17 protein-coding genes and 1 tRNA gene are annotated in these 18,962 nt (G+C 49.4%); 13 read left to right on the top strand and 5 right to left on the bottom strand.

All coding sequences use genetic code 11. The annotated features are described in order from the left end of the window. Positions 1–109: 109 nt before the first annotated feature. A complete protein-coding gene (locus FDX04_RS18565; protein WP_137361436.1) occupies positions 110–574 on the bottom strand; it encodes a hypothetical protein in 465 nt (154 codons plus the stop codon). Next, the gene (locus FDX04_RS18560; protein WP_079226201.1) at positions 571–1,344 is read right to left on the bottom strand and encodes a transcriptional regulator; all 774 of its coding nucleotides are present in this window, start codon (positions 1,342–1,344) and stop codon (positions 571–573) included. Before FDX04_RS18560 ends, FDX04_RS18565 begins: the two co-directional genes overlap by 4 nt. Before the next feature lie 577 nt (positions 1,345–1,921). Between FDX04_RS18560 and FDX04_RS18555 the strand changes: the two genes are divergently transcribed. Together FDX04_RS18555 and misL are read left to right on the top strand one after the other, a co-directional pair. Beyond that, positions 1,922–2,539: a helix-turn-helix transcriptional regulator gene (locus FDX04_RS18555; protein ID WP_137361435.1), complete on the top strand. Its 618-nt coding sequence runs from the start codon at positions 1,922–1,924 to the stop codon at positions 2,537–2,539. Between the two features lie 74 nt (positions 2,540–2,613). Then, the gene (misL, locus tag FDX04_RS18550; protein WP_137371322.1) at positions 2,614–5,418 is read left to right on the top strand and encodes an intestinal colonization autotransporter adhesin MisL; all 2,805 of its coding nucleotides are present in this window, start codon (positions 2,614–2,616) and stop codon (positions 5,416–5,418) included. A gap of 159 nt (positions 5,419–5,577) precedes the next feature. Here misL and FDX04_RS18545 read toward each other — a convergent pair whose 3' ends face one another. Together FDX04_RS18545 and FDX04_RS18535 are read right to left on the bottom strand one after the other, a co-directional pair. Then, positions 5,578–5,943, bottom strand: a complete 366-nt coding sequence (locus tag FDX04_RS18545; protein WP_249935545.1) for a hypothetical protein — start codon at positions 5,941–5,943, stop codon at positions 5,578–5,580. Positions 5,944–6,596: 653 nt separating this feature from the next. Continuing rightward, entirely contained in the window at positions 6,597–6,887 is a 291-nt protein-coding gene (locus FDX04_RS18535; protein ID WP_137371321.1) for a SymE family type I addiction module toxin, read from the bottom strand. A 126-nt stretch (positions 6,888–7,013) separates the two neighbouring features. Between FDX04_RS18535 and FDX04_RS18530 the strand changes: the two genes are divergently transcribed. Both FDX04_RS18530 and FDX04_RS18525 read left to right on the top strand, forming a co-directional pair. Then, a complete protein-coding gene (locus FDX04_RS18530; protein ID WP_086538653.1) occupies positions 7,014–7,205 on the top strand; it encodes a toxin-antitoxin system HicB family antitoxin in 192 nt (63 codons plus the stop codon). Between the two features lie 35 nt (positions 7,206–7,240). Continuing rightward, a complete protein-coding gene (locus FDX04_RS18525) occupies positions 7,241–8,449 on the top strand; it encodes a DUF3644 domain-containing protein (protein WP_137371320.1) in 1,209 nt (402 codons plus the stop codon). A 6-nt stretch (positions 8,450–8,455) separates the two neighbouring features. Here the strand turns inward: FDX04_RS18525 and FDX04_RS18520 are convergent. After that, positions 8,456–8,550 (bottom strand) — tRNA-Sec (locus FDX04_RS18520). Positions 8,551–8,840: 290 nt separating this feature from the next. Here FDX04_RS18520 and FDX04_RS18515 point away from each other — a divergent pair. From FDX04_RS18515 to FDX04_RS18475, 9 genes are all read left to right on the top strand, one after another. Continuing rightward, the gene (locus FDX04_RS18515) at positions 8,841–10,223 is read left to right on the top strand and encodes a glycoside-pentoside-hexuronide family transporter (protein ID WP_137371319.1); all 1,383 of its coding nucleotides are present in this window, start codon (positions 8,841–8,843) and stop codon (positions 10,221–10,223) included. A 10-nt stretch (positions 10,224–10,233) separates the two neighbouring features. After that, on the top strand, positions 10,234–12,552 hold the full coding sequence (gene yicI, locus FDX04_RS18510; protein WP_137371318.1) for an alpha-xylosidase: 2,319 nt from the start codon (positions 10,234–10,236) through the stop codon (positions 12,550–12,552). A gap of 321 nt (positions 12,553–12,873) precedes the next feature. Then, positions 12,874–14,427, top strand: a complete 1,554-nt coding sequence (locus FDX04_RS18505) for a transcription antiterminator (protein WP_137371317.1) — start codon at positions 12,874–12,876, stop codon at positions 14,425–14,427. Positions 14,428–14,453: 26 nt separating this feature from the next. Next, positions 14,454–14,924 (top strand): PTS sugar transporter subunit IIA, encoded by a 471-nt coding sequence (locus FDX04_RS18500; protein ID WP_003024008.1) that lies wholly within the window; start codon positions 14,454–14,456, stop codon positions 14,922–14,924. A gap of 19 nt (positions 14,925–14,943) precedes the next feature. Next, on the top strand, positions 14,944–15,264 hold the full coding sequence (locus tag FDX04_RS18495) for a PTS fructose transporter subunit IIB (RefSeq protein WP_042311542.1): 321 nt from the start codon (positions 14,944–14,946) through the stop codon (positions 15,262–15,264). Between the two features lie 26 nt (positions 15,265–15,290). Then, on the top strand, positions 15,291–16,382 hold the full coding sequence (locus tag FDX04_RS18490; protein WP_042311543.1) for a PTS fructose transporter subunit IIC: 1,092 nt from the start codon (positions 15,291–15,293) through the stop codon (positions 16,380–16,382). Between the two features lie 11 nt (positions 16,383–16,393). Then, positions 16,394–17,245, top strand: a complete 852-nt coding sequence (locus tag FDX04_RS18485; protein ID WP_042311544.1) for a class II fructose-bisphosphate aldolase — start codon at positions 16,394–16,396, stop codon at positions 17,243–17,245. 80 nt (positions 17,246–17,325) lie between these two features. Beyond that, positions 17,326–18,186, top strand: a complete 861-nt coding sequence (locus FDX04_RS18480; RefSeq protein ID WP_042311545.1) for a ketose-bisphosphate aldolase — start codon at positions 17,326–17,328, stop codon at positions 18,184–18,186. Positions 18,187–18,235: 49 nt separating this feature from the next. After that, entirely contained in the window at positions 18,236–18,913 is a 678-nt protein-coding gene (locus tag FDX04_RS18475; RefSeq protein WP_137361366.1) for a D-lyxose/D-mannose family sugar isomerase, read from the top strand. Positions 18,914–18,962: the final 49 nt, after the last annotated feature.

The raw sequence follows: 18,962 nt of genomic DNA, 5'->3' as shown, positions 1-18,962 counted from the left end.
GAAGAATAGAATGGCTTATTAGTGGATTCAGTGACCTGTGTCGCGTAAGTTAATGATGACAAATGTGAATCCTGTGGCAGCACCGTGCTTTTTGTTTCCGGATATGACGTTACCTTTTGCGGCAATACAGCGAGGGAACATTGGAACTGGCGAAAATCCATGCGCCCTTATACTCCTCCATGACCAGGCTCAGGCTGCGTCCGGTCTGCCGATAAAACCCGGGCAACGTATTGTTGATATCCACTTCATCGGCCGTGTCGGCGAAGGTTTTGACAACTTGCATGGCCTGTAATACCCGTGCATCACGCTGTTGGGTGTAGCTGAAATAGATGTTCCTGCTGATGTCTGAGATATTACGCCCATACAGCTTACCGGTAATTGTCGATAATCCTTCCTGGTTGTACATCCGAAATGAAACCGTTCCAGCAAAGCGGTTGCTGCCAATATTCCATTCAACGTTTCCCACGCAACTTAGCGGCTTTTCGGCATAACGTGAATACCATAGCCAACTACCTGAACCGAGTAGGGTAACCAGGCCAATAGTGAGCAAGATTATGTGGCGTGTTTTTTTCATTGCCCGCGCATCCAGTAATAATGGGTAGTACAAAATGCGTGGGCATCTATCCGCGCATCTTTATCGCATACAAATGCTACCATCCTCTCTGCTTTGAGGTAGCCGGATAGAAACACGTGCTTGTTGTTTTCACAGAGTAAAGGATGAAGCTGCATCAGATTGAAATAGCCATGCTGGTCATACTCATTTGGAGAGTAATAAATTTTGCAGTTTTGCCGCGAAGGGATCTGCATGGAAACAGAGACAAACTTACTAAATGGCATAACCGGGCGAGTCTGATACCACACCAGCCAGATAACCAGAGTGGCGATAACAACACTAACGCTAAATAAAATGTTCCACCAGGAGATCTGCGTCGTTTGTTGTGGTGCGGTAAGAATTACCTTTGCAGGCGCGCGCTCCTCAATAACCGGTGACTGGGAAACGTCACTCTGAGGATCCGGTATCACTTCGACCTGAGCGTTTTCATTCAATCTTAGCCCACGGCGGGAAATAGTTTTCACCGTATCGCGCGGTAGTCCCACTTCCGCCAGCGCATTACGTAACGTCAGAATTGCCTGGTAGAACGTGTTGGTGGTGGTGACATTATTTCTCTCTCCCCAACCCACTATCATCAACGTGTTCTGGGAAACAATGTCACTTGCGTGAGTAATTAAATAGAGAAAACAGAGCGAAGCAGGGAGCTGGAGTTGTATTGTGCGCCCGGTCTGACGATTGACCAGACTTTTGCTATCAGGATTAAATTCGACCAACTGATTGATAAGATACAATTGCCCAGCCCTCAGTAACCAAAACGTATCACAGCGTGTCCTTGCACACCCCTTAAATTTTACATCCAAATCGATAAGACGCCTCACTCTTTGTACATGATCGAAGATAAGAATTTCACTTAGGGGATAAAAACCCTTCAAATACAACAAGTTATTAACCTAATTTCTTAGGTTGGAATTAGCTAATGTTAAATAATGAGAATTCATTACAGTTTTATCTGGGTTATCATTATATTTATCCACAGAGCGACAAGGGTGATTAAGTTATCTGAATTGTGTAATTAACATGTAACCTTTACATCGGTTATTTTTTAGCAAATAGTGCTTTTTTAAGATTTATCCTAGGATTTTAATTTATGCATAAAATTCCTAATGCCCAGATTGTTATTCTGAGATAAAACATAAAAAAACTTAGCGGTATGGCATTGCTTACCGTATGTACATATTAGCGCATCAAGAGTTTATTACATTTTTTTAGGGTTGCTGTTATTAACTGACAAGGAATGTCATGCGTGTCGGATTGACACATTTATTTACCGATGAAATATTTATGGAAAAATAACAGGAGTCATTTTTTATGAACAGATCCCCATCACAGAGTATTCGTTGCATAAGCTGTGAATTATCCTGTCAATTATTTCCGGATACTGCGGTACGCGCCAGGTACTGTCACCGTGCCGCTTTTGCGATCTGGCCGGAGGGAAATGGCTTTCTGCAAAGAGGCGTTATTGAAAAACTTCTGCTTAATAATCAAAACCATTTGTCGCGCGGGTTTATTTTTGTGGATTTCTCCTTTCCAAACCTGCGCCTGTTCGCCGACCCGCAATGGGTTGACCGTCTGGCTTATAGCGGCATGCATATTGTTTTGATAGCGGACCGGAACCTGGCGCCGTTAGCCAATTACTGGTTGTCGAAAAGCAATAAAATACAAGGCATTATCTATTCTGATGATGATGATGACGTACAGCATCAGAAAATGAGACGATTATTTACTGGTCATCTCGCTAACAGTAAACGTGGGCGCACACTCAACTACACAGAAATGATATTACTGAAGCGATTTGTCTCAGGAAAAAGTATTCAGCAAATTACCCAAATAGATAATATTGATATTAAGAAAATATATGTCTATAAGCTCCGGCTTGAAGATAAGTTGGGCCATAGTATTCATCAAATACTATCGAATATTTTATAAAGCATTTCTGATTTTTATTATTTCACATCCTTGCGATGTGGTGGACGCTCTACGCCTGATAGCAGGAGGCTACTATGCCAAATCCAAAATCTTACTCTCGTATTGCCATCGCGGTTTCAGCCGCATTAACGTCTATGGTATTTTCAGCCCATGCAGCCTGGGTTGATGTTGATAGTCTTCCTTCCAGCGGTCTGGTTAGCAGTCTGCCCCCGGAATTGCAGGCAATAATCCCTGCGCAGGCCAATGCCAATTTCGCTAAAACCAGTGCCATGCCAAATTATGTTTATCAGTGGAGTGCGGGCACCATTCCCGTTTATGGTAATGGAATAACGTTAAATGGGCCAGGCGCAGAAGCCTTTGAACATTCCCTTACCGTTATTCAAAATAATAAAACAGGGAGTCCTGGCGTTATTTTCGGTGACGACCTGACGATCCGCACCCAGTCGAAAAATGCCGCCAATAATGGTAAAGATGTTGATGGTATTCGCACGCATGGGGCCAATACGCCGGATAACCCGGTCTTTATCATCACCGGAGATCGCACCAGTATTTATGTGGATGGTCAGGATGGTGATGGTATTAACGCCGGTTATAACGCGATAGGCCAGGGCTGGATAGGCTCGGCTAATATCTACGTCGGTGACGATCTGTACATCAAAACGACGGGTAACCAGGGACGTGGTATCACCGCCAATGCCATGCGAGATGCGACGCTTGCCAAAAATACGATTGTTGTTGGTGATCGTGCGCACATTGTCACGACCGGCGACGGCTCTGAAGGCATTCGCTCCGGGCAGAGCGGTTCCTCGATCCTGCTTGGCAATGACGCCACCATTGAGACATCGGGTACCTCTTCCACGGGCATTTATGCCGCCTCATCTTCCAAAACGGAACTGGGCAATAACGCCACTATTACGGTTAACGGCGCGAGTGCGCATGCGGTCTATTCCACCAACGCGACCGTGAACCTGGGCGATAACGCGACGATTAGCGTGAACAGTTCTGGAAAAGCGGCTTCATACAGCAAAGCGCCACGCGGCCTGTTTGCGATTTCACGCGGGTCGATAAACCTGGCGGGTGGCACCGCCATTACTATGGTGGGCGACCACAGTACTGAAAGCTATGCCATCAGCACCGAAACGGGCGGCACCGTAGACGGATCCGCCGGTGGACGCTTCCTTATCGACGGCGATCTTCATGCTGCCGGAGGGACAAACGCGACCAGCAGCCTGCCCCAGCAAAACAGTACGATTACGCTCAACATGACCGACAACTCGCTATGGAGCGGGGCGTCTTATATCACCAGCGCGACCGCCGGGACGGGGGTAATCTCTCTGCAAATGAGCGATGCGACCTGGAATATGACCAACAGCTCAACGCTGACCGACCTGACGCTGAACAGTGGGGCAGTGGTTAACTTTGGCCATGTTGGCGGCGAACCGTGGCAGACGCTTACCATTAATGAAGATTTTACCGGGAATGGCGGCAAACTGGTTTTCAATACCGTCCTGAATGACGATGCTTCCGAAACCAATAAATTGACAGTGCTCGGTAACACGACGGGTAATGCCTTTGTGGCGGTGAACAACATTGGCGGTACCGGGGCGCAGACCGTTGAAGGCATTGAGATTATCGAAGTTGCTGGCAACTCTGACGGTACGTTTGAGAAAGCGAGCCGTATTGTCGCCGGGGCGTACGACTATAACGTTGTGCAGAAGGGCAGCAACTGGTATCTGACCAGCTTTATTCCTGCTCCGCCCGATCCGGTGGACCCTGTTGACCCTGATCCCGTAGACCCGGACCCGGTTGATCCGATTATCCCTGATCCGGTCGACCCGGACCCGATCGATCCTGTGGACCCGGTTATTCCTGGACCGGAAGAGCCTCATGTTCCGCCGGTCACGGAGCAACAGTATCGTCCGGAAGCCGGCAGTTATCTGGCGAACAACTATGCCGCTAACACACTGTTCATGACCCGACTGCACGATCGTCTGGGTGAAACCCAGTACGTTGACATGCTGACCGGTGAGAAAAAAGTTACCAGCCTGTGGATGCGTAACGTTGGCGCGCATACTCGCTTCAAAGACGGTAGTGGGCAGTTGAAAACCCAAAGTAACAGCTACGTCTTACAGTTAGGCGGCGATCTGGCGCAGTGGAGTAGCGACGGCCTCGACCGCTGGCATATTGGCGCGATGGCAGGTTATGCCAACAGCCAGAACCGTACACAGTCCAGCCTGACCGGCTACCATTCTCGTGGGCAGATTACCGGTTATAGCGTGGGGCTGTACGGCACATGGTATGCCAATGACGCAGACAAGACCGGCACCTATGTGGATACCTGGGCGCTGTACAACTGGTTTGATAACAAAGTGATGGGCCAGGAGCAGGCGGCAGAGAAATATAAATCCAGCGGTATCACCGCCTCGGTCGAAGCCGGTTACAGCTTTAAACTGGGCGAAAGCGAGCGCAACAGCTACTGGCTGCAACCGAAAGCGCAGGTGGTGTGGATGGACGTGCAGGCCGACAGCCATCGCGAAGCGAACGGCACCCGCGTGAAGGATGACACCGATGGCAACCTGATGACTCGTCTGGGCGTGAAAGCCTTTATCAACGGCCATAACGCCATCGATGACGGTAAATCTCGCGAGTTCCAGCCGTTTGTCGAAGCTAACTGGATCCACAACACGCAGACAACCAGCGTGAAGATGGACGATGTGAGCAACGATATGCGTGGCACCAAAAACATCGGCGAGCTGAAAGTGGGTGTTGAAGGTCAAATCACTCCGCGCCTCAACGTGTGGAGCAATGTGGCCCAACAGGTTGGCGACAAAGGCTACAGTGATACCCGCGGTATGCTCGGCGTAAAATATAATTTCTAATGTAAGTGAGTAATGGAAAAGCCGCTGATTCACCGATCGGCGGCTTTATTTCTTTGGAATCGTAGGCCGGATAAGCGTTAGCGCCATCCGGCACCAAAAGCTGGAAATTATGCTAGCTATTACTTTTTTTACTACAAGAAAGTTCTTTGCCTAACGCAATCATAGCCAGGGTTGAAGGTGTGTATTTTGTTCTTCCTTAGGATGAGTTTGGAGATAATTCCCGACAATATCGGCCTCCTGCCCAATGGTTATACTCTCACCGCAGATGATATTCTCTTGAGATAATGTGCCTGCCACTCCTGCGACAAAAGACATATACATCACAGCAATCTGTTCATCCTGAACATTCAAATAATCAAAACCTTTTTCATATAATTGATAGCCGTGATAAAGCGAGTTGCCGTCGATATTTAACGTCGATTTTGCAAGTGCTGGTGTTGAAAGACAGAACAACACGACAGGAATGGAAATTTTATTGATCATACGAGCACCAACCACCCTTATGATGTGAACCTGTACCACCATGCGGATGTTCGCCTTTCGGACATGCAAAAGCGGCGGATGAGGTGGTGATTGTGACGAAAGCGATAACCATTGCCATGCATAATTTTTTCATATGTAACCCAATAAATAATTTATTAGAAACGAGGCCGTCCCTTCCTGATGAAAGAAAAAATGCCTGTGTGTTTTTAGCGGGATTATAATATGGTATTTATTGTGCTGTCATGTTTATCGTTTGGCATAGGCCATCAGGATAGTATTATCATTATGCTTTTTCGTGTAGGGATTGAACAATCCCTGATGCGTTGCCGATTCATGGATAATAAACTAAAATTCCAAATATCATAATTATTGTTCTTCCCCATGAGTTTATAACGCATTTTTATTTATTCGGAGCCATTAATTCATCAAAAAAAATTATCTCCATTAACAATATTGTTAGAATGAATGTCACATTTTGCACATTGAATCTTGGCTTTCAGTAACTGAATTTTTATTTCTTCGACTTTTTCATCGTCGTCAGTCGAAAAGATTGTGTCTGGTTTTTCGTGGTGATTCATTTGTTTGGGTTCCCGTTACACTTTGGCTTCATTTTCCAAGAGAGTAGGCCGGATAAGCGTCAGCGCCATCCGGCATCAGGTTAACATGTAAGCGCCACTTACATGTTAACTCGCAATTCACTGGAGAGTCGCCAGCGTGCTCTCGATTCTGTTCAGCTTCTGACTGGCCTCTTTCAGCTCATTCTGCAACCGTTGCTCCTGTTCGCCATAGACCATCAGGATGATACAACCGTTCATCACTTTTACGGTAACCTGTTGCCCGGTATCAAATCCCGCCGCGCGTAGCCACTTGCCGGAGAGAATGATTTTGGGCGTGGATTTGTCGAAAACATTCGGGCGATATCCCACAATTAGCGAACGCTCGGTTCCGGATTGGTCGGTGTCTGGGGTAGAATGCGAATCAGCCATAATCAACTCCTTGATAGTTGGTGAGGTTAGACGCTCCGGCTGTGTTCCCGCACATCGGGGCGTTGCTAGTGTAGAAGGCTTTTAGGTGGCCTCCTATATGGTTAAGATAGTTGGATAGGTGGCCCTATGTCAATCATATCGCGCGAAAAAAAACCAAAAGGCGGCGGTCAATCACCGCAGTTTAAAATGCGTATTGATCCGGCATTGAAGGAGCAGTTGGATGCTGTGGCGGCAGAAGAAGGGGTAAGTCTCGCCAGTTGGTTAAAGGAACTGGCGAGAGAGGCTTTGCGGAGGAAAGGTATTAAACCCAATGGGTAATTTCATAGGCATTATTATTTGAGAGGGAATTTGAAATGGCTAGAACAGCTAACCAATTGAAATTATTGGATGTGCTAAGAAGATTTGAAAAGTCTAAAAAATTATTCACGATTACTGAGTTAGCTACTGAAACTGGTTATACTGAAAACAGTATAAGAAAATATATAAATGAGAAGTTGAACGGAATATATGTAAATAGTTCGAATGGCAAGCTATGGAAGTGTGAAGGAATACAGAAGATATCAAATGACGATTTTATTTGTTTAATGTCACAATCTTTAAAAGCAAAAAATCTTACACCAGAAATAAAAATTTATAAATCTCTCCTAAAAAGAAGTTTGGATGCATTTGTTTTGTCATTGGAGGTATATAATAGGCCAACACTAGATAATAGAGTGGAAGCATTTTGTATACTATCAGTCAATGCTTGGGAACTATTGTTAAAAGCAGAATTGCTTAAGTATTCAGGCATGGATGCAGTTTTTAAGAAAAATGGATATTCTGTAAGTATAACTGATGCAATTAATAAAAGGTTGCAGCAAAATGATCCTGTTAAGAAAAATCTAGATACCTTAATTGAACTTAGAGATGGGGCTATACATTTATTATTACCTGAGTTACAACCGGAGCTTTCTCGTCTTTTTCAGGCTAATGTTTTAAATTATCAACAGCGTTATTTGAAAGAAACAGGTATGTCACCATTAGCTGGACAGAGCGTTGGAATGTTAAGCTTAGTTGTAGATGGCCCTAAAAGTGATATATCCACTATAAAAGAAAACTATGGTGAGATGACTGCAAATGTTGCACGTGAGTTTCTGACAAGATTTCATAAAGCTTCTAAAGAACAAAACTCGAATGAATTTAGTATATCAATTGACTATAAGCTTACACTTACTAAATGTGAGAAAGATAGTGATTTATCATTGGGTTTAGGAAACCAAGGTAGTAATGCAATAATTATTCGAGAAACTAGAGATCCTGATATAACTCATCCTTATTATCAAGGTTCAGCAATTGAAAAAATAAATAGACAACAGAAGAATGTTGTACTCACGAAATTTTCTTTCACCGCAATAACTAAGAAGCATAATATACAGAAAGCAAAACGATCTGATATGCATTATACCATTGATAATAGACATCGTTATTCTGAGAAATTCATACAATGGGTTATTAAAAACTTAGAACAACCTGGGTGGATAGAAGAGTCAACAGCCCATTACAAAAAAATCATCAAAAAATAAGAATTTTGGCGGAAGATCACAGGAGTCGAACCTGCCCGGGAACGCTGGCGTCCCCAACTGGATTTGAAGTCCAGCCACCTCACCGGAGATGACGATCTTCCGCGCCTCGATTGCTACATGGAGGCGGGGCGCATTATAGCTACTTCCTCGGGTTTCCACACCCCCTCACTCACTTTTTTAACTTCCGTTTCTCCTTACCATGACCCCTTTCAAATAAATATCTACAAAATCCATCACTTACAATTAGACATATTTTTAGACGCTACTCCGATCACAGAAAACAAGAATCGTAATTTGATAACGAGATATCGGAATACCCGCGCTTAAAGGGATGGTTTACAAGAACTGTAACCGGTACCAGTGCGTGTGAAAGTGCAAACAAGGATGCGTAATGAAAAGTGAGATTCTGTCTGTTAAGGAGAAGATTGGTTACGGCATGGGCGATGCCGCCAGCCACATCATCTTCGATAACGTCATGTTATATATGATGTTCTTTTATACCGATATCTTTGGTATCCCGGCCGGATTTGTCGGCACGATGTTCTTACTGGCCCGCGCGCTGGATGCCATCTCAGACCCCTGCATGGGGCTGCTTGCTGACCGTACCCGTTCACGTTGGGGGAAGTTTCGTCCGTGGGTGCTGTTTGGCGCGCTGCCGTTTGGTCTGGTTTGTGTGCTTGCCTACAGCACGCCGGACTTCAGCCTGCACGGCAAAATGATTTATGCCGTCATCACCTACACGCTGCTAACCCTTCTTTATACCGTGGTCAATATCCCTTATTGCGCGTTGGGCGGCGTGATCACCAATGACCCGACGCAGCGCATCTCCCTGCAATCGTGGCGCTTTGTGCTGGCAACGGCTGGCGGCATGCTCTCCACCGTCCTGATGATGCCGCTGGTAAAGCTGATTGGCGGCGAAAACAAGGCCCTGGGCTTCCAGGGAGGAATCGCAGTGCTCTCGGTTGTGGCGTTCCTGATGCTCGCATTCTGCTTCTTCACCACCAAAGAACGTGTTGAAGCGCCGCCAACCAACAATTCAATGCGTGAAGACCTGCGCGACATCTGGCAAAACGACCAGTGGCGCATCGTCGGCCTGCTGACCATTCTCAACATTATGGCGGTCTGCGTTCGCGGCGGTGCGATGATGTATTACGTCACCTGGATTTTGGGCACACCGGAAGTATTTGTCGCCTTCCTCACCACCTATTGTGTCGGCAACCTGATTGGCTCTGCGCTGGCAAAACCACTGACCGACTGGAAATGTAAAGTTAGCGTCTTCTGGTGGACGAACGCCCTGCTGGCCGTCATCAGCGTGGCGATGTTCTTCGTGCCGATGCACGCCAACATCACCATGTTCGTCTTTATCTTCGTGATTGGCGTCCTGCATCAGCTCGTAACGCCAATCCAGTGGGTAATGATGTCAGACACCGTTGATTACGGCGAGTGGTGTAACGGCAAACGTCTGACGGGCATCAGCTTTGCGGGAACGTTGTTCGTGCTCAAGCTGGGTCTGGCGCTTGGCGGGGCGCTGATCGGCTGGATGCTGGCAGGCGGTGGCTACGATGCCGCGGCGAAAACGCAAAACAGCGCCACCATCACCATCATCATTGCATTGTTCACCCTTATTCCGGCTATTTGCTACCTGCTGAGTGCCGTGATTGCCAAACGCTTCTACACCCTGAAAACACCGTATCTGACTGAAATTATGCGTCAGCTGGCGCAGGGTGCGCACCGTAATCAGCAAGATTTTACGACGAAAGAATTACAGAACTAAGGAACCGATTATGAAAATTAGCGACGGAAACTGGCTGATTCAGCCTGGTCTGAATGTGATTAACCCTGTCCAGGTGTTCGAGGTTGAACAGCAAGGTAATGAGATGCTGGTCTACGTTGCGCCGCGTGACGTACGTGAACGGACCTGGCAACTCGATACCCCGTTGTTCACGCTGCGCCTTTTCTCGCCACAGGAAGGCGTGGTGGGTGTCCGGATGGAGCACTTCCAGGGTGCGCTGGATACCGGTCCGCATTACCCGCTGAACGTGCAGCAGGACGTAAACGTTGAGATGCAGAACACCGCTGAGTTCGCTGAGCTGAAGAGCGGTAATTTGAGCGTTCGCGTCACCAAAGGCGAGTTCTGGTCGCTGGATTTCCTGCGTAACGGTGAACGCATTACCGGCAGCCAGTTGAAAAACAACGGCTATGTACAGGACGCCAACAGCGGACGCAATTACATGTTCGAGCGCCTGGATCTGGGCGTCGGTGAAACGGTGTACGGGCTGGGCGAGCGCTTTACCGCGTTGGTGCGTAATGGGCAGACGGTAGAGACCTGGAACCGCGATGGCGGCACCAGTACCGAGCAATCTTACAAGAACATCCCGTTTTATATCACCAACCGTGGCTACGGCGTGCTGGTGAACCATCCGCAGTGCGTGTCGTTTGAAATCGGTTCTGAGAAAGTGTCGAAAGTGCAGTTCAGCGTCGAAAGCGAGTATCTGGAATATTTCGTCATCGACGGCCCGACGCCGAAAGCGGTGCTGGATCGCTATACCCGCTTTACCGGTCGTCCGGCGCTGCCGCCAGCCTGGTCATTCGGCCTGTGGCTCACCACCTCGTTCACTACCAACTACGACGAAGCGACGGTAAACAGCTTTATCGACGGCATGGCGGAGCGCAACCTGCCGCTGCACGTTTTCCACTTCGACTGCTTCTGGATGAAGGCTTTCCAGTGGTGTGACTTCGAGTGGGACCCGGTGACCTTCCCGGACCCGAAAGGCATGATTCAGCGCCTGAAAGCGAAAGGGCTGAAAGTCTGCGTATGGATCAATCCGTACATCGGTCAGAAATCACCTGTTTTCAACGAGCTGAAAGAGAAAGGTTATCTGCTCAAGCGCCCGGACGGTTCCCTGTGGCAGTGGGATAAATGGCAGCCGGGGCTGGCAATTTATGACTTCACCAACCCGCAAGCCTGCGAATGGTATGCCAACAAGCTGAAAGGTCTGGTGGAGATGGGCGTGGACTGCTTCAAAACTGATTTCGGCGAACGCATTCCAACGGATGTGCAGTGGTTTGATGGCTCAGACCCGCAGAAAATGCACAACCACTACGCCTATATTTACAATGAGCTGGTGTGGAACGTGCTGAAAGAGACCGTCGGTGAAGAAGAGGCGGTGCTGTTCGCCCGTTCCGCCTCCGTGGGTGCGCAACAGTTCCCGGTGCACTGGGGTGGCGACTGCTACGCCAACTATGAATCGATGGCCGAAAGCCTGCGCGGCGGCCTGTCCATTGGTCTCTCCGGCTTTGGCTTCTGGAGTCACGACATCGGCGGCTTCGAAAACACCGCTCCGGCGGACGTCTACAAGCGCTGGTGTGCATTCGGGCTGCTCTCCAGCCATAGCCGCCTGCACGGCAGCAAATCCTACCGCGTGCCATGGGCGTACGATGAAGAGTCCTGCGATGTGGTGCGTTATTTCACCGAAATGAAGTGCCGCCTGATGCCGTATTTGTATCGTCAGGCCGCGCTGGCGAACGAACACGGCACGCCGATGCTGCGCGCCATGATGCTGGAGTTCCCGGACGATCCTGCATGCGACTATCTCGACCGCCAGTATATGCTGGGTGACTCGGTAATGGTGGCGCCAGTGTTTTCCGAAGTCGGTGATGTGCAGTTCTACCTGCCGGAAGGGCGTTGGACGCATCTGTGGCACAACGACGAAATTCAGGGCAGCCGTTGGCATAAACAGCAGCACGATTTCCTGAGCCTGCCGGTGTACGTGCGCGACAATACCTTATTGGCGCTGGGCAGTAATAACCAGAAGCCGGACTACGCGTGGCATGAAGAGACCGCATTCCAGTTGTTCCATCTGCAAGAAGGTAGGGAAGCGGTCTGTGAAGTACCATCGATGGACGGCTCGGTTATCTTCACGCTGAAAGCGATACGCACGGGTAACAGCATTACCGTACAAGGTCGCGGTGAAGCGCATAACTGGACGTTGTGCCTGCGTAATATCCCGCAAGTTAGCAGCGTGAAGGGCGGTTCACATGCCAGCAACGAGTGGGGCGTAGTGGTGACCCCTGAAGGTGACGGGCTGACGATTACCCTGTAAATGTAGCCGACGTGGTGCCGGATGCATTTTATCCGGCCCACGATGCGAGCAGCGTTCCAGATCTGAAAATCAAAAATATTCTGACTTAAAAATTTGCCTACCCATATTTGCGAGCGCTATCACTCTAATTCCCGTAAAAAATGTGATCTGCGCCGTAAATATCTCACTATTTCCCCGTTTTGTCTTATTTCTGTCCGGAATACAGGACACGATTTAGTATTGTTGGCGCATCGTAGTCCTCTTATATTTATCATCACGGATTACACGTGGAGCATCAATGCTTCTTTAGATATTTAATCTGGTGTGTGATAAGGGTAAATAATGCAAATGATTACCTCGCGACAAAACAGATTATTAAAATTCCTCCTGTCCCGGAAGGAATATGTCACGCTACTGAAAATTGCCGAATATTTAGCTGTTTCAGAGAAAACAGTCCAGCGCGATCTGCGATTGCTGGAACCATGGTTAGCGGAATGGAAAATAGCCATCGATAAGCGTACTGGCGCAGGCGTAATATTAAGCGCCGATAATATTACTGATCTGTTGTATCTGGATCAGTTATTAGGGAGCGAGGGTGATGATACTGACGGCATGATGAATAATTCGCGGCGCGTCAAAATAGCATCGCAATTGTTAAGCGAAACACCGCATGAAACGTCGATCAGTAAATTGTCTGAACGTTACTTCATCAGTAGCGCATCGATTGTTAACGATCTGAAAGTGATTGAATCCTGGATAGCGCCATTGGGGTTATCGCTGATCCGTAGCCAAAGCGGCACGCACATTGAAGGCAGCGAGAGCGGCGTGCGCCAGGCGATGGCATCGCTGATTAACGGTGTGATTAACCATAATGAACCCGGCAGCATGGTGTATTCGCGTCTTGATCCCGGCAGCTATAAAGCGTTGGTGCATTACTTCGGCGAGGAAGACGTTTTATTTGTCCAGACGCTGCTGCAGGAAATGGAGAACGACCTGTGTTGGTCATTGGGGGAGCCTTATTACGTCAATATCTTCACCCATATTTTGATCATGATGTACCGCATCACGCGTGGAAATGCGCTGCCGAGAAAAGATGAAAATATCACCTCATGCGACGAGAATATTTTTTCAATTGCCAGTCGTATGATTCAGCATATCGAAAAACGCATCGCTCACCCGCTGCCGGAAGACGAAGTCTGGTTTATCTATCAATACATTATCTCGTCCGGCGTGGTGATTGAAGAACATAATGATGTGAGCGTAATTGGTCATATGCACTCCAGCGACGAAGCGCGCTTAATTACTCATCGACTGATTGCCATCTTCGCCGAGATGGTCGACAGCGATCTCAGCCAGGATACTGCGCTGTATGACGGATTGCTGATCCATATTAAGCCGCTGATTAACCGCCTGAACTACCAGATCCGCATTCGTAATCCGCTGCTGGAGGATATTAAAGGCGAGTTGCAGGACGTCTGGCGTCTGACCCAATGTGCAGTGAATAGGGTATTTAGCGGTTGGGGAGAGCGGGCCGTTTCGGAAGATGAAGTGGGATACTTAACCGTCCATTTTCAGGCCGCAATGGAGCGCCAGATAGCGCGTAAGCGGGTGTTGTTAGTCTGCTCAACCGGGATTGGCACCTCGCATTTACTTAAAAGCCGCATTCTGCGCGCCTTTCCGGACTGGACGATTGTCGGCGTGGTGTCAGCTGGCAGTTTGCCCTCCGTACTGACGGACGATATTGAGCTGGTGGTATCGACCATTAATTTACCCGCCATTGCTATGCCGGTCGTGTATGTCACCGCCTTTTTCAATGATGCGGATATTAAGCGGGTAACGGAAACGGTTATTACGGAAAAATTACATCGGGCGACGTCGCTGGTCGTTGAAAATTAATGTCTGAACTCCATGAGGTATGATTGATGGACATCACGAAAATTCTCAATACAAATCGCGTTATTTTGGATATGAAGGCTACGAACAAAACGGAGGCTATTGAGGAACTTACTGATATTCTGCAAAAGGATGGGGCAATTAGCTGTCGGGAAACATTTATCCAGGATGTCTGGCAGCGCGAGTCCGAAGGCTCGACCGGATTCGAAAATCATATTGCGATCCCCCACGGGAAATCCTCGGCGGTAGTTAATACCACCCTGGCAATTGGTCGTACCCGCCAGGATATTCCCTGGGAAACCCTGGACGGCAGCAATGTGCGCTGCATCATTCTGTTTGCCGTACGTCTTGAAGATCAAAACACGACCCATATTCGTCTGCTCTCGCAGGTTGCCGGTGCGCTAGCGGATGATGACATTATTGAACAACTCTTAGTTGAAAGTAGTCCACAAAAAATTATTGAGCTGTTTAGTCAATATGCTGAATCCAATGTCTGCTAAATAAAATGTGGAGCATGTTATGAATATTGTTTGTGTTGCCGCCTGTACGGCTGGTATTGCGCACACCTATATTGCCCGCGAAAAATTAATTAAAGGCGCTAAAGCGCTTGGGCATAATATAAAAGTTGAAACCCAGGGCACCATCGGAACGGAAAACGAACTGCTGGCAGATGATATTTCTGCCGCGGATGTCGTGATTCTTGCTGTCGATGTCAAAATAAAAGGGGAGGAACGATTCTCAAATAAACGTATTGTGCGAGTAAAAACCGAAATCGTCATAAAATCGCCCATTCAGTTTCTTGAAAAGGTCGAAAAATCATTAGTTAATACTAACCAGTAGCGATCCTCATTCTGGAGGGATTTCACATGAGTGAAAATAAAATTCCGCTATCTCAGGAAATAAAAAAACATTTATTAACGGGGATTTCGTGGATGATCCCGTTAATTGTAGCCGCCGGGATCTGTATTGCTCTCGGGCAAATACTTGGTGGCACTAACGTAGGCGAAAAAACAGGAACTATACCCTGGATGCTCAACCAGATTGGCGGCTGGGGGATGGGGTTAATCGTGCCGCTGATAAGCGCGGCGATTGCGTACTCCATTGCCGATCGCCCCGGATTCGCGCCGGGTCTGATTGTCGGCTTTGTCTGCGGCGAAATTCATACCGGTTTTATTGGTGGGATGCTGGGCGGCTTTCTGGTTGGCTATACCGTCCTGCTGCTTAAACGCTATATCCGTTTACCGCAGTCGATGCAGGGTCTGATGCCCATCATGGTGCTGCCCGTATTGAGCACCGTCATCGGCGGGTTGCTGATGATGACGCTGATTGGCAAGCCGATAGCCTGGCTGCAGGACGCGCTAATTCATCTGCTGGAGTCCATGCAAGGCGGGTCACGCTTCCTGATGGGCGCCATTCTCGGCGCAATGGCGACGTTCGACTTCGGGGGGCCGGTGAATAAAACCATGTCGCTGTTCGCTGACGGCATGTTGGTCAGCGGCGTGTATGGCCCCGAAGCGGTGAAGTTTGTCGGTTCGATAATCCCTCCGTTCGGTATTACGCTCTCCTTCCTGCTCACGCGCCACAAGTATACCCGTGCGGAACGTGAGGCGCTGAAAGCGGCATTCCCGATGGGGATCTGCATGATAACCGAAGGCGTTATTCCGATTGCTGCGCGTGATCTGCTGCGCGTAGTGGGCTCCTGTGTGGTGGCCTCGGCGATAGCGGGTGGCCTGATTATGGTATGGGGTGTCGAAAGCCCGGTACCGCACGGCGGCATGTTTGTGGTTCCACTCTTTACGCATCCACTGCTGTTTTGCCTGGCGCTGGGGATCGGGACGGTGATTTGCGGCGTTATGCTCTCGCTGTGGAAGAAACCGGTAACCGAGCGTGACGAAGAGTTTGATGAGCTCAGCGATCAAAAGCTGAAAGACGAAGAGATCACCTTCACCCTGGAATAACCGGAGGCCGTATGTTTGCCGATATGAAAAGCATGGTGACGAAAGCCTGGCGCGGGCAGTATGCGCTGCTGGCTATCAACTGTATGAACCTGGAAAGCGCCCGTGCGGCGGTGCGGGTAGCAGAGAAACACCGTGCGCCCATCATTCTGAATCTGTATCAGGGGCACCTGGACCATTTTCCGGCACCGATAGCGGCGGCGGTGGTTAAAACGCTGGCAGAGGAAGCTTCGGTACCGATCGCGCTGGCGTTAGATCATGGAAAGGATCCTGTACGCATCCGCCAGGCTTTTCGCGCCGGATTCAGTGGGTTAATGATCGACGCCTCCGCCTTTGCCCTGGAAGAAAACATTCGCCAGACCCGGGCGGTGGTCGAGCTCGCAGCCAGCGTTTCTCTGTGCGTGGAAGGCGAGTTGGGCCACCTGGCTGACGCCCCGCGTTATGACCATGCCGCTAACGCTGATTTGATGACTCAGGCCGCTGACGTGGAGCCATTTATCCAACAGACCGGGATTGATTTACTGGCGGTGTCGGTCGGTACGGCGCACGGTATGTACGCGCCGGGCGTAACGCCAGCCATTGATTTCCAACGGCTGGAGGAAATCGCCCGTTTATCAACGGTGCCGCTGGCGCTGCATGGCGGTAGCGGGACGCCGTTTGACCAGCTACAGCGCTGCCCGACGTTCGGCGTTGCCAAGATTAACGTTGGCGCGGCGGTTTTCGAAGCCGGAAAGGCCGCGCTATTGCATACCCTATGTCGCGACACATCCTGCGAACTTGTTGATGCCCTGGCTCTGATGGAGCAGGCCTGCGAGGAAGCCATTATTCCGTATCTACAGGCCAGCGGCGCTATCGGCAAAGCCTGATTCATTTTCTGTAACGCCTTTTATGCCTCTGCGATGACGCACTGGCAGGGCTTTCTACACCCTGAAACTGGAGAATTAACATGTTAGTTTCGATGAAAGAATTACTGCAACCGACCCGTCAGCACGGTTTTGCCGTCGGCGCATTCAACGTGGCGGATAGCTGCTTTGTACGTGCAGTGGTAGAAGAAGCGGAAGCGACCAACACCCCGGCGATTATCTCCATTCACCCCAGCGAACATGATTTCCTCGGCGATGCGTTCTTTAGCTATGTGCGAGATATCACCCTGCGTAGCCCGGTCCCCTTTACTTTGCATCTGGATCACGGCGCTTCGGTAGAGCATGTCCTGCGGGCGATTCAGTGTGGTTTTACCTCGGTGATGATTGATGGCTCGCTGCTGCCGTATGAAGAAAACGTGGCGTTAACCCGTGAAGTGGTCAAGCTGGCGCATGCGGTGGGCGTTTCGGTTGAAGGCGAGCTGGGAACGATTGGCCAGACCGGAACGTCCGTGGAAGGCGGTGTGTCGAAGGTTACTTACACCGATCCCGCCCAGGCGCAGGATTTTATCGCCCGTACCGGGGCCGATACGCTGGCAGTGGCGATTGGTACCGCGCACGGGATCTACCCGAAAGGGATGCAGCCAGAGCTGCAAATGAACATCCTGCGCGATATCGCCGGGCGGGTGGACATTCCACTGGTGCTGCATGGCGGTTCAGCGAACCCGGATGCGGAAATCGCTGAATCCGTCACGCTCGGCGTGGGCAAAATCAACATTTCCAGCGATATGAAATACGCCTACTTCCAGAAAGTCCGAGAAATCCTGGCAAAAGAGACCTGGTGGGACCCGAACGTCATCTACCCGGAAGCCATCAGCGCTGCGCGGGACGTGATTCGCCACAAAATGAAACTGTTTGGCTCAACTGGCAAAGCGTCACTTTACTAACGGCATGCAGGCGGGGAGACCCGCCTCTTTCGCAACAAGGAAAAGTGCAATGAAGCGTTCACACATTAATTATGTCATCGATAAAGCACATGCCATCGCCGAGACTTTTCGGGTCTGTCTGCCAGATTTTGCGTATTTTACGGTCGACGCCTGGCGGCAACAGGACGCCACTTTGTGGCGTGAAGTGCGCGATCTCCAGCTGGGTTGGGACATTACTGACTTTGGACGCGGAGATTTTGCGCAAACGGGGCTGACATTACTGACGTTGCGCAATGGTTTGATGGGTTCAGCGGGTTACCCCAAACCGTATGCCGAAAAGATGCTGCAAATTCAGCAGGATCAACAAACACCGTGGCATTTTCATCGCCATAAGATGGAAGATATCGTTAACCGCGGCGGCGGCGATTTGTGTATGCAGCTGGCATGGTCCACGCCCGATGACGAATATGATACCCGGCGCATTGTTGAGATTAGCGTCGATGGCCAGCGGCGTACCGTTACATCCGGTGATACGTTGGTGCTAAAACCGGGGCAGGGCGTGTGTCTGCCGCCGCGGTTGTATCATCGTTTCTGGGCTGAGAAAGCTTTTGTGCTGGGCTGGGAAATCTCGATGGTCAATGACGACCAGCATGACAATCACTTCCTTGAACCGGGCGGTCGTTTCCCGACGATAGAAGAAGACGAGCCGGTGAAATGGTTATTATGCAGTGAATATATGCGTTTATGAGCGGTAGGCCCGGTAAGCGAAGGGTATGAACCGGAAACATGGGTAACAC

The sequence above is a fragment of the Citrobacter sp. wls615 genome, from assembly GCF_005281355.1.
GTDB lineage: Bacteria > Pseudomonadota > Gammaproteobacteria > Enterobacterales > Enterobacteriaceae > Citrobacter > Citrobacter werkmanii.
The sequence above is the reverse complement of the archived record's forward strand: the minus strand, read 5'-3'. Positions and strand labels throughout refer to the sequence as shown.